Origin of the sequence: Flavobacterium gelatinilyticum (assembly GCF_027111295.1) — a bacterium.
Lineage (GTDB): Bacteria > Bacteroidota > Bacteroidia > Flavobacteriales > Flavobacteriaceae > Flavobacterium > Flavobacterium gelatinilyticum.
The window spans coordinates 2,818,797-2,830,587 of the sequence record NZ_CP114287.1 but is presented as its reverse complement, the minus strand read 5'-3'; the positions used below and the strand labels follow the sequence as shown (position 1 = coordinate 2,830,587).

At 37.2% G+C, this 11,791-nt stretch carries 7 protein-coding genes; 2 read left to right on the top strand and 5 right to left on the bottom strand.

Annotated elements, in window-relative coordinates:
* The 5 genes from OZP11_RS11985 to porU all read right to left on the bottom strand — a co-directional run bounded on the left by OZP11_RS11985 (nt 1) and on the right by porU (nt 8,447).
* On the bottom strand, nt 1-1,641 hold the full coding sequence (locus tag OZP11_RS11985; protein WP_281235431.1) for a dihydrolipoamide acetyltransferase family protein: 1,641 nt from the start codon (nt 1,639-1,641) through the stop codon (nt 1-3).
* Between the two features lie 6 nt (nt 1,642-1,647).
* Complete coding sequence (gene pdhA / locus OZP11_RS11980; protein ID WP_281235430.1) at nt 1,648-2,646, bottom strand: pyruvate dehydrogenase (acetyl-transferring) E1 component subunit alpha; 999 nt, start codon at nt 2,644-2,646, stop codon at nt 1,648-1,650.
* 157 nt (nt 2,647-2,803) lie between these two features.
* Nucleotides 2,804-3,286 carry a cytidine deaminase gene (cdd, locus tag OZP11_RS11975; protein ID WP_281235429.1) on the bottom strand — a complete coding sequence of 161 codons (483 nt, stop codon included), beginning with the start codon at nt 3,284-3,286 and terminating at the stop codon, nt 2,804-2,806.
* Between the two features lie 76 nt (nt 3,287-3,362).
* A complete protein-coding gene (gene porV, locus OZP11_RS11970; RefSeq protein WP_281235428.1) occupies nt 3,363-4,568 on the bottom strand; it encodes a type IX secretion system outer membrane channel protein PorV in 1,206 nt (401 codons plus the stop codon).
* 42 nt (nt 4,569-4,610) lie between these two features.
* The gene (gene porU, locus OZP11_RS11965) at nt 4,611-8,447 is read right to left on the bottom strand and encodes a type IX secretion system sortase PorU (RefSeq protein WP_281235427.1); all 3,837 of its coding nucleotides are present in this window, start codon (nt 8,445-8,447) and stop codon (nt 4,611-4,613) included.
* Nucleotides 8,448-8,660: 213 nt separating this feature from the next.
* Here porU and gldJ point away from each other — a divergent pair, with 213 nt between their 5' ends.
* Nucleotides 8,661-10,346 carry a gliding motility lipoprotein GldJ gene (gene gldJ, locus OZP11_RS11960; RefSeq protein WP_281235525.1) on the top strand — a complete coding sequence of 562 codons (1,686 nt, stop codon included), beginning with the start codon at nt 8,661-8,663 and terminating at the stop codon, nt 10,344-10,346.
* Nucleotides 10,347-10,463: 117 nt separating this feature from the next.
* Nucleotides 10,464-11,750 (top strand): UDP-N-acetylmuramoyl-tripeptide--D-alanyl-D-alanine ligase, encoded by a 1,287-nt coding sequence (locus OZP11_RS11955; RefSeq protein ID WP_281235426.1) that lies wholly within the window; start codon nt 10,464-10,466, stop codon nt 11,748-11,750.
* Nucleotides 11,751-11,791: the final 41 nt, after the last annotated feature.

The window sequence follows — 11,791 nt, the reverse complement described above, 5'->3', positions numbered from 1 at the left end:
TTAAGCCAGCATAGTAACTGGGCTTTCGATGTATTGTTTTAATGTTTGTAAGAACTGAGCACCAGTTGCACCGTCGATTGTTCTGTGGTCGCAAGCTAATGATAACATCATTGTGTTTCCAACTACAATCTGACCGTTTTTAACTACTGGTTTCTCAACAATTGCACCTACAGAAAGGATTGCAGAGTTTGGCTGGTTGATAATTGAATTAAATTCAGTGATACCAAACATTCCCAGGTTAGAAACTGTAAATGTGCTTCCTTCCATTTCTTGTGGTCCAAGTTTTTTGTTTTTGGCTCTTCCGGCAAGATCTCTTACGCTTCCGCCAATTTGAGATAAACTCATGGCATCTGTAAATTTCAATACTGGAACTACTAATCCGTCTTCAACAGCTACAGCAACACCAATGTTTACGTGGTGGTTGATTGTAATAGCATCATCTTTCCACTGAGAGTTGATTTTTGGATGTTTTTTCAATGCTAAAGCACAAGCTTTGATTACCATATCGTTGAAAGATACTTTTGTATCCGGAACGCTGTTGATGGCAGTTCTTGCCTGCATAGCTTCGTCCATGCTTACTTCGATCACTAAGTTGTAGTGAGGAGCAGTAAATAATGACTCAGATAAACGTTTAGCAATGATTTTACGCATTTGAGAATTTTTGATCTCTTCTGTGTAAACTTCTCCGGCAGGAACAAATACTTTTGGTGCAGCAGGAGCAGATGCTTCTTGTTTAGCAGCAGGAGCGGAAGCAGCAGTTTGCGCTTGTGCAGATGGAGTAAAGTTTTCGATATCGCTTTTTACGATACGTCCGTTTTCTCCTGTTCCTTTAACCTGGCTTAATTGGATTCCTTTGTCAGAAGCGATTTTTTTAGCTAAAGGTGAGGCTAAAACTCTTCCGTTTGAAGTTTCAGCAGCAGCTTGCGGCGCTTTTTCAGCAGCTGGAGCGGCTTTTGTTTCTTCAGCAGCTGGAGCACTTGCAGTTGCAGCACCTCCGCCTGTATAGTTATCAGCAATTCCGGAAATATCAGTTCCTGCAGGTCCAATGATAGCTAATAAGCTGTCAACCGGTGCGGTACTTCCTTCCTGAATTCCTATATGCAATAAAGTTCCGGCATTGAAAGACTCAAACTCCATAGTTGCTTTGTCTGTTTCAATTTCGGCTAAAATATCGCCTTCAGCTACAGTATCGCCAACTTTTTTCAACCAGCTTGCTACTGTACCTTCTGTCATAGTATCGCTCAAACGAGGCATAGTTACTACTACAACACCTTTTGGTAATTCAGCTGCTGCTTTTGCAGGAGCTGCAGTTTCAGTTTTTGCTTCTGCAGCAGGAGCGTCCGCTTTTGGAGCTTCGGCAGCTGGTGCATCACCACCGGCTAAAAGAGCAGAGATATCTTCTCCTTCGTTACCAATGATGGCTAATAATGAATCAACCGGAGCAGTTTCTCCAGCCTGAATTCCGATATGTAAAAGAGTTCCTTCGTTAAAAGATTCGAACTCCATTGTTGCTTTGTCTGTTTCAATTTCAGCAAGGATATCTCCTTCGCTAACTTTGTCGCCTACTTTTTTTAGCCAAGCCGCTACCGTTCCTTCCGTCATAGTATCGCTTAAGCGAGGCATTGTTACTTTAATCGCCATAATATATTATAGTTTATGAGGTGTAAATGGATAGTCTTCTTGTGCGTATACTACGTCGTATAATTGTTGTAAGTCCGGATATGGAGATTCTTCAGCGAATTTCGCACATTCTTCAACCAAGTCTTTAACTCTTTGGTCAATTACTTCAATTTCATCTTCTGTAGCATATTTTTGATCCAATATAACATCTAAAACCTGAGTAATCGGGTCAATTTTTTTGTACTCTTCAATTTCTTCTTTAGAACGGTACAATTGTGCATCAGACATAGAGTGTCCTCTGTAACGGTATGTTTTCATTTCAAGGAAAGTTGGTCCGTCTCCGCGACGAGCTCTTTCGATAGCTTCGTGCATTGCTTCGGCAACTTTTACCGGGTTCATTCCGTCAACTGGTCCGCAAGGCATTTCATAACCTAAACCTAATTTCCAGATATCAGTGTGGTTTGCAGTTCTTTCTACAGAAGTTCCCATTGCATAACCGTTGTTTTCAACGATAAATACAACCGGTAATTTCCATAACATAGCCATATTGAAAGCTTCGTGTAAAGAACCTTGTCTTGCAGCTCCGTCACCAAAATAAGTCATAGTAACGCCTCCGGTGTTGAAATATTTGTCTGCGAAAGCAATACCGGCTCCAACAGGGATTTGAGCTCCTACAATACCGTGACCTCCATAAAAACCATGTTCTTTTGAGAAAATGTGCATAGAACCTCCCATACCTTTAGAGGTTCCAGTTGCTTTTCCTAAAAGCTCTGCCATTACGTTTCTAGGATCAACGCCCATACCAATTGGCTGAACGTGATTTCTGTATGCAGTAATCATCTTGTCTTTAGTCAGGTCCATAGCGTGAAGAGCTCCCGCTAATACAGCTTCCTGACCATTATATAGGTGTAAAAAACCTCTAACTTTTTGTTGAATGTATAATGCTGCAAGTTTGTCTTCAAACTTTCTCCAAAGCAGCATGTCCTCATACCACTTTAAATATACCTCTTTTGTAACTTCTTTCATCTGAATTCTTTCTTTTGCTAAAGTTGTTTGTGTTATCAATTGTTGCCTGTAACGCAAACTAGTTTCCTCCCACAAATTTGCGCCCGAAAGGTCGGGATGCAAAAATAAGACATTACATTTAAGAACTAAAATTTAAACGCTACTTTTTGGCTTTTTTTTACAAGAACTTTTTATCAAACATAAAAGGGAGTAAATTTTTTAGGGATGCTGATTTGTAAACTTCGCCAATTTCTCCCATAAAATAAATTTCAATAGGGGTGTCTTGTTTGATTTCATATTCTGCAATTGACTGACGGCAAGAACCGCACGGCGGAATTGGAGCTTTGGTTTGATTTGTATCTGACGCTGCTGTTATCGCCATTTTTAAAATTTTTGCATCCGGATAAATACTTCCCGCGTGAAAAACAGCCACTCTTTCTGCACATAATCCTGACGGATAAGCGGCATTTTCCTGATTTGAGCCTAAAATTATTTTCCCATTATCAAGAAGTAATGCTGCTCCAACCCGAAATTGGGAGTAGGGAGCATAAGCTTTTTTGCGAATTTCGACTGCCTCATTCATTAAATCCTGAACATCCTTTGAAAGTTCATTTAGGTTATCGTATATTATAAATGACGATGTAATGCTTATTTCTTTCATTTTTTTAGAGGAAAAAAAATCCAAATTCCTGAAAATTCAGAAATTTGGATTGTAATTGTATTTTATGTTTTATAATTTAATAAACTTCGTATTTGTCGCCAAAGTTAAACGTTAAAGAGAAACGAAGTGTATTTTCTAATGGATTTCTCATTTTTGATGCTGAAAATAAATAAGAGACATCTACTTTCATAATGTTGTATTTGAATCCGGCTCCTAAAGAGAAAAATTGTTTTGCTCCTTTCATAGGGCTTTCGTGGTAGTATCCTAAACGCATTGCAAAGGAATCCTGATACATATATTCTGCTGCTGCGCTATAGGTAATTTCTTTAAGCTCTTCGCTGAAGCCATCAGGGGCGTCTCCAAAAGATTTAAAAACACCTTGCACCCAGCCTGTGTCTTTGTATTTTTTATAATTTGCATCGTAGGATTCAGCCGCTGTAATATCTTCCGGGTCATCAAAATCTCCGTCATTATTAACATCAACCGGTACTCCGGGTCCCGGAGGAGTTGGAACTAGAAGTTTAGTAAGTTCAACACTTACTCCTAATTTATTGTAAGGATCGAAAATAAAATCAAAACCTCCGCCGACTCTTAAATTAGTTGGCAAAAAGTTATTGCTTATATCGTCGTTGTCATAGCTTATTTTCGGACCTAAATTTTGTATGTTGAAACCAGCTCTCCATCTTCCGTTAAAATCAGTGTAGGCGATTTCTTCAGACTGATAAAAACCGGCCACGTCTACAGCAAAAGATCTTGCGGCAGAAGCATCAACATCTTCAGAGGCAACTTTTAAGTTAGAGTTGATAAAACGGAAAGCAACCGCCATAGAGAATGTTTCGCTGAGTTTTAATGAATACGATCCGTCAAGGGCAAATTCATTTGGATTTACTTCTCTTACCGGTTCTGTAGGATCTCCGGTTTGTCTTAGTTCAATTCCTCCAAAACCAAAATAGCGGAAACTTGCTCCAAAAGCACTTTTTTCGTTGATTTTGTTATAATACGTAACCTGACCCAGCGAAATATCGTTGGCAAGATCTGTTAAGTAAGGTGTGTAACTGATAGAAAGTCCTTGTGCATCTTCTGCAAATGCATATTTCGCCGGATTCCATTGCTGCGAGAAAACATCTGATGATGTGGCAACACCCTGGTCTCCTAAACCTGCTGCTCTCGCATCGGCTGCGACTAATAGAAAAGGAACTCCAGTGGTAATGGGACGTACAATATCCTGTGCTTTTGCGAATGAAATTATTAAAAAGCAGATAATTAAAAGTGTTTTTTTCATTAGTAGGGATAAATGGTATTTATGTTACAAATATATATTTTTTTATAGAATAACAAGTTTTTCGTACTTTTCTGCTTTTTTATTTGTTAAATTGGATTTTACGGTAAGTTTATAAATATAAACTCCTTTACCAATTCTATCACCAAAATCATCTTTTCCGTCCCATGTTATTTCTCTTGACAAAAATCCTTCGGTTGTAACGATTTGATTTTTTGTCCAGACTACTTTTCCGGTAATGGTCATAACCTGAACCTGAACACTTAACGGTTCGTAAGGGCGGTTATGTGAAAACCAAAACTGAGTATATGTTGAGAACGGATTTGGATAATTAAGAACATGTGATAAGGTCAATTCTTCATCTCCTACTACTATAAATTGTATTTCGCTTGTTACGGGATTGTTGTACACATCCCATGCAGTGAAACTTATTGTGTGCAGTCCGGCTGCGAGATTTCGTAACGGAAAACGCAGGTTTCCGTTGGTGTAATCGTCTAATTTTGTCTGATAATAATCATTCAAAATGTATGGATTACTGGTATCTCCATCTAAAACAGCTGTAATGTCATGTCCAATTCCGCCGGCAGTATTTATACCATTTTCATCTTCAAGAAATGCCAATAGAAAAGGGGAGGAATTTGTTATTCCGCCCGACACAAAAGTTTCATCATTCATATATAACTTAACTTTTGGACTTATATTGTCCTGAGGTGCATTTTCATTTATTCCTCCAATTTTAATGGCCGTATTGTAACCGGTTTGATTTTCTAATGCCTGATTTTTCTTTGCATAAAAACTGATTCTTCCATTATCTACAGGGATTCGGATATCTCTCGGAACCACAAAACTGAATTCGAACTGCCCGTTGGTTACAGAAGCGTTTCCTTTAAAAATTGTTTCTCCAAGCGTTTTAAATGACATTGCAGGGCTATAACCATCATTATTTAAGGTTGTAGAAGTGATCATTTTATCAAAAATCGCCGTGGCAAGTTCTCCGTTATAATTGCTTAAAAGCGTATTGTTTTCATCTGTGATTTCGCCTGATATTTTAATTTTTGCCAATGATTTAAAATCCGGAACGGCTTGCGAAATCACAATATCGTTTACTTTCGTTAAGTTAATTCTGGGTCTTGGAATTGCTAACATTAAGGCCGGATCACCTATATAAGTAACAACATTACTGGCAGAGGTTGGTCTTTCGTTCTTAGAAACTCGAAGTGATTCGGCTATGCTGTTGTATTGATTTGAGCCATAAGACAAAAGATTTTTACTAAGAATAAAATTGAATTCCTCAGCATTTATCTGCCCAATTTCGCGAATTGTTGTTAACATCGAAATGGCTCCTCCTTTGGGATTCCAATATACATACTCGCCGGCAGTAGGTCTTGTCGGGTCATCAAACTTTGAAAATTCGCAGGTAATTGTAATGAATAACGGGTATTTGTATTGATTGCTTATGTTTTGTCCGTCAGCTTTTTCCCAGATTCGTTCGCCTGCCAATCCGTCTTCGCCGCCATGTCCTAAATAATTAAAAACCAAAGCACCTTTTTCGAAAGCATTAAAAAAATCGGTTCTGGCTTTAGGATATCGCGCTCCTCCGGCAGAGGCTTCTTGTGTATAAGCGTCTAAAAATATCTTTTCGACATTAAAGAAAGGTTTTTCTGTGCTGATTAGATCTGCCAGCTGATTTTGATTTGCCTGTAAAGTCGCATCGCTGCTTTTATCCGAATCATCGCTGATTAGTACAAAGTTGTTTCTCCAGTTTCCGTAGGATTTGGTGTCGTAATATTCGAGAACTTTATTGACCATTTCGCCTGCCTGAGCATTATCAGAAACCAGCATTCTTCCTACGGCAATGTCAATTCCTGATGCGTAAGTGGTAATGTTTCCTTCGTTTGAATCCATCAATCCGTAAAAATCGTCACTGGCAAAAGAATATTCTCCTGTGGAGTAACTGTACAAGGCCTGATAAATAGGTACGATATTGGTGTTGTTCTGAGTGCGGTTTTTGTAATCGTAAGAGGCGTCGCCAAATAAGTTTACATATTTAATTCTTTTTTCAGGAGATGAGGCGTTGTCGTAGATGTATTTGATGCAATTTCGAATAGCGGCTATGTCTTGTTTACCCGAAGAAAATTCTTGATAGATATTTTCTAAAGAAATAACTTTCGTATTTAAATTAGAATGCGTTCTGTGAAAACTAGCCAGTTTTTCTGCTTGAGACGCTAAGAATGCAGGTGTAATAATTACGTAATCAATATCCTGAAATGCGTTCTGGTTGTTTCGGAATAATGTCCCTTTTAGGTTTTGATTGGCAATTTTGGACTGATTGTCTTTTAAAGGAGTGTAATAATCTGCAGGATCAATGGCGATATAATTCCTGACTTCTCCTAAAGCGGCTTTAAAACTTACAATTGCCTGATTAGGGTTGTCTATTTTAGATATATTATATAGGTCTGTAATATCCCAGATTTGAGAAATTCCGGAAGCATTGGTTATTGTATAATTTGCAATTCCGGCCGTAGATCCCGCTGCAGCATATTGAAATGGGAATTGTTTTCCTGTTCCCAGTAGTTTTCTTTTAGCAATTAATCTAATGTAATCCAGATAGCCTTTTGAGCCCGGTACACCGTTATTATTATAGGTAAGTTTGATTTTTACATTTTCGGCTCCTGTAAAAGTACTGTTTGACGGTAGTTTTGCATCATTAAATTTTCTGTCTGTATCAACAGATAAAGCGGAAAAATTTAATGTTGCAATATTTTGCGCATTAGCAGAAACCATAAATGAAGTAGGAGTGTAGGCTGCGGAAATGGCGTTTAATTCGATTTTTACCGGAACCGAAGTTTCAATATTAGGAAAGCTGAAATCAAATTCCTGTTCTGTTTTTATTTCAAAGGCTTCTCCAAACCACTGGCGTCCTGTGTGGGCAATGTTTATATTGTCGACTTCATGGTACTGATAGTCGTCATAAGTTGTTAATTGCAATGTAGTGCCCCCAGACGGCTGGTTTAGATTTGGAATCCTTTTGCCTTCTCCACCTGAAACTGTAACATAATAATAAGATTTGGTATCGTATACATTAATATAGGTCTGGCTTTCTGTATTCCAGTTTTCAATTCCTTCACCATAAAAAAGAATATAGTCTTCATTATTAAAAGTACCGTCCTCTTCGCCAATTACCTGGATGGCATTTTCTGTTAAATCGTCCGGATAATACGTGTTGTTCGCAAGAGGAAGCATTCGACCGCCGTTGCCGTAAATTTTGATTCTTCTAGGGTCTACTTTTGCAGGGTCGAAACCTAAACTTTGTAAAAAGGACCTGTTTAATTTGTATACACCTGATTTTTGAATGTAAAAGCGATACCAGTCTCCTGATGCTAAAACCGAGTTTGAAATAGCAGCTGTTTTTCGTGTCGATGCGATGCTGGCGCTTCTTGCTGCAGAGGCAGCGATATTGTAAGAAAAAGATCTGATACGTTTAAAGCTGTTTCCTTCTCTTATAATAGGACTGAGAGAAAGAAAAACCCGTTTTATGTCTCTTGAATTGGTAATTAATAAGGTTTCATTTGGCTTTTCAGGAATGTTTTCAACCGCGAGATCACCAAGATCTGTTCTTGAAACCGACTCGTAAATTATACTGCTAAGCTGGACTAAACTGCCGTCAGGAACGTTAGATATGTTCAGATTTTGTATGAAAGTTATGCTTTTTTTGGCAGGATCAAGACTGAAACTGCCTCCGGAAAAATATGGAATTGTGATTTTAATTTCGCCGTAATTTGTTTCTTTTTTAGTCTGCCAATCGATCGTTAAGCTCCCGTTTGACTGGGAAAATGAGAGAGTTGGGATTAGAAGAAGAAAGATTAAAATTGCCTGTTTCATTAGTTTAAAAAGCGAAATTTAAGTAAAAAATAATTAGTAAGTAAAAATATACTATTTCATGTTACAGTAAATAATAAAAAGTATATTTTTGCGTTCGTAACTAAAGGTTATTTTCTGGTAAAAAACAGCGAAATAAAATTATTAGAACAGATGTTGCCAATTAAATGTTAATTATTATATTGCAGCACCTAAATTTATCACCTAAGAATGAGTATGAAAGTAAACAAAATTGTAGTCTTGCAATTAATGATGTCAATAGTATTGATGTTGGGCACGGCTAGTTGTAGCAAAAAATCTAGTTCCTCTCATGCATCCAGAGCAACTGGGTGGGATGTAGATAGTCAGAATGGAACTGCGGCCAGAAATGCAGGAAAAAAACAACAGGCAGGACCTGGTTTGGTTTTTGTTGAAGGAGGTACGTTTACTATGGGTAAAGTACAGGATGATGTTATGCACGATTGGAATAACACACCAACTCAACAACACGTTCAATCATTTTACATGGATGAAACTGAAGTTACGAATGGTATGTACTTAGAATACCTGGAGTGGTTAAAAAAGGTTTTTCCTCCAACAGAAGAAAACTACAAAAACATTTATGAAGGAGCATCTCCGGATACTTTAGTTTGGAGAAATCGTTTAGGTTATAATGAAACGATGACTAATAACTATTTAAGACACCCTTCTTATGCTAACTATCCTGTAGTTGGTGTTAACTGGATTCAGGCTGTTGAATTTAGTAAATGGAGAACAGACCGTGTTAACGAGGCTGTTTTAGAGAAAAACGGATACCTTAAAAAAGGTGCTAAAACACAAGACGTAAGCGCAGAAAGTTTATTTAATACTGAAGCTTACTTAGCTTCTCCTTCTACGACTTATGGTGGAAACGAAGAATTAGTATTAAAGAAAAACCCAACAGGAAGAAGACCAAGAGCCGGTAAAGACGGTGTGGTTCCTGAAGAGAAAAACGTATACGCACAGCGTTCTTCTGGTATTATTTTACCAGAGTACAGACTTCCTACTGAAGCAGAATGGGAGTACGCTGCAGCTGCTGATGTTGGACAAAGAGAATACAACATTTATAAAGGACAAAAGAAATACCCTTGGTCAGGAGATTATACACGTTCTAACAAACGTAAAAACAGAGGTGATCAATTGGCTAACTTTAAACAAGGAAACGGTGATTACGGTGGAATTGCAGGATGGTCAGATGATGGTGCAGATATTACAAATGCTGTAAAAAGTTATGCTCCAAACGATTTTGGATTATACGATATGGCTGGTAACGTAGCAGAATGGGTTGCCGATGTTTACAGACCTGTTATTGATAACGAAGCAAATGATTTCAACTATTTCAGAGGAAATCAATACGCTAAAAACAAAATTGGTAAAGACGGTAAACTTGAAATCGTTTCGACTTCAAACATTAAATATGATACTTTAAGCAACGGAAAAGTTATCGCAAGAAACCTTCCGGGAGAAATTGCTCAGGTACCGGTTGATGAACAAGAAACATATTTGAGACAAAACTTCAGCACAAGTGATAATATCAACTACAGAGATGGTGATAAACAATCTTCAAGATATTTTGACTTTGGAGATTCTGAATCAGGAGGAAAAGCAGATCAGGCAATGTACAACTCACCTAAACACAATGTAACAACAGACAGTTTAGGTCAGATGATCAGAAAATATGATAACTCTAGCAAACGTACTACTTTAATCGATGATAAAGTAAGAGTTTACAAAGGAGGTTCATGGAGAGACAGAGCTTACTGGTTAGACCCTGCTCAAAGAAGATACTTTCCTCAGGATATGGCAACTGATTACATTGGTTTCAGATGTGCAATGTCTAGAGTAGGTGCTAAAACTGAAAGAAGAAAATCACCAAGGAATTAAGATTTAGAAATTCTAATATAAAAAATTCCAAATTCCAAAGCTGCATAAATCAGTCTGGAATTTGGAATTTTTTTATTGTTTTTTTTCTACTTTTATGATCTATTAAAATATTTATAAATGAACATTCAGGACATTCATCATTTATTTTTACAATGTAAATCGCTTTCAATTGATACACGAAAAATTGAAAAAGATTCTATGTTTTTTGCCATTAAAGGCGAGAACTTCGATGCCAATACTTTTGCAAAAGAAGCACTTGAATTGGGGGCTTTATATGTTATTATAGACAACGAATCGTATTATATTGATGAAAAGACTATATTGGTAAAAAATAGTCTCGAAACACTTCAAAATCTGGCTAAATTTCACAGAACTTATCTGAACCTGCCAATTGTTGCCCTGACAGGAAGCAACGGGAAAACGACAACTAAAGAGCTTATTAATGTAGTGCTTTCTAAAAAGTTTAAAACTAAGGCCACTATCGGGAACCTGAATAATCATATTGGCGTGCCGCTTACACTGCTTTCATTTACAGAAGATACTGAAATGGGTATTGTTGAGATGGGAGCAAATCATAAAAAGGAAATTGAATTTTTATGCGAAATCGCCCAGCCTGATTATGGTTATATCACCAATTTTGGGAAAGCCCATTTAGAAGGTTTTGGAGGTGTAGAAGGTGTTATTGATGGAAAAAGCGAAATGTATCACTATCTTCTTAAAAACAACAAACAGGCATTTATAAATCTGGAAGATCCTATACAGATTAAAAAAGCAGCCGGAATAAAGCTGTTTACTTTTGGTGCTGCTAACGAAACTGCCGATCTGAAAATAACAGCCGTCCAGGCAAATCCCTTTGTAGTTATAAATTATGAAGATTTTACCGTTGAGTCGCATTTGATAGGTTTATACAATGCAAATAATATTAATGCTGCCGTGGCAATTGGTAAATATTTTGGGGTTGATAATACAGCTGTAAAAGAAGCAATAGAAAATTATATTCCGGCCAATAATCGTTCTCAGCTGCTAAAAAAAGGCTCGAATGAAATTATTCTGGATGCCTACAATGCAAATCCAAGCAGTATGGCAGTTGCAATTGCTAATTTCCTGCAATTGGAAAACAAGAATAAGATTATGATTCTGGGTGATATGTTTGAACTGGGTAAGGAAAGCAGACAGGAACACAAAGCGATTGTTGATTCATTATCAATCCAGACTGAAGCCATTTGTTATTTGATAGGTAAATCTTTCTACGAGAATAAAATTTCAAGCAAATACATTCAATTTTTTGAGTCATTTGATTCTTTTGCGGATTATCTGAAAACGCAAAAATTTGAAAACAATACCATTCTTATAAAAGGATCCAGAGGTATGGCCCTGGAACGTACATTAGAATATATCTTATAATTAAAAAGCCATTTGATACTAAATCAATTGGCTTTTTAAAT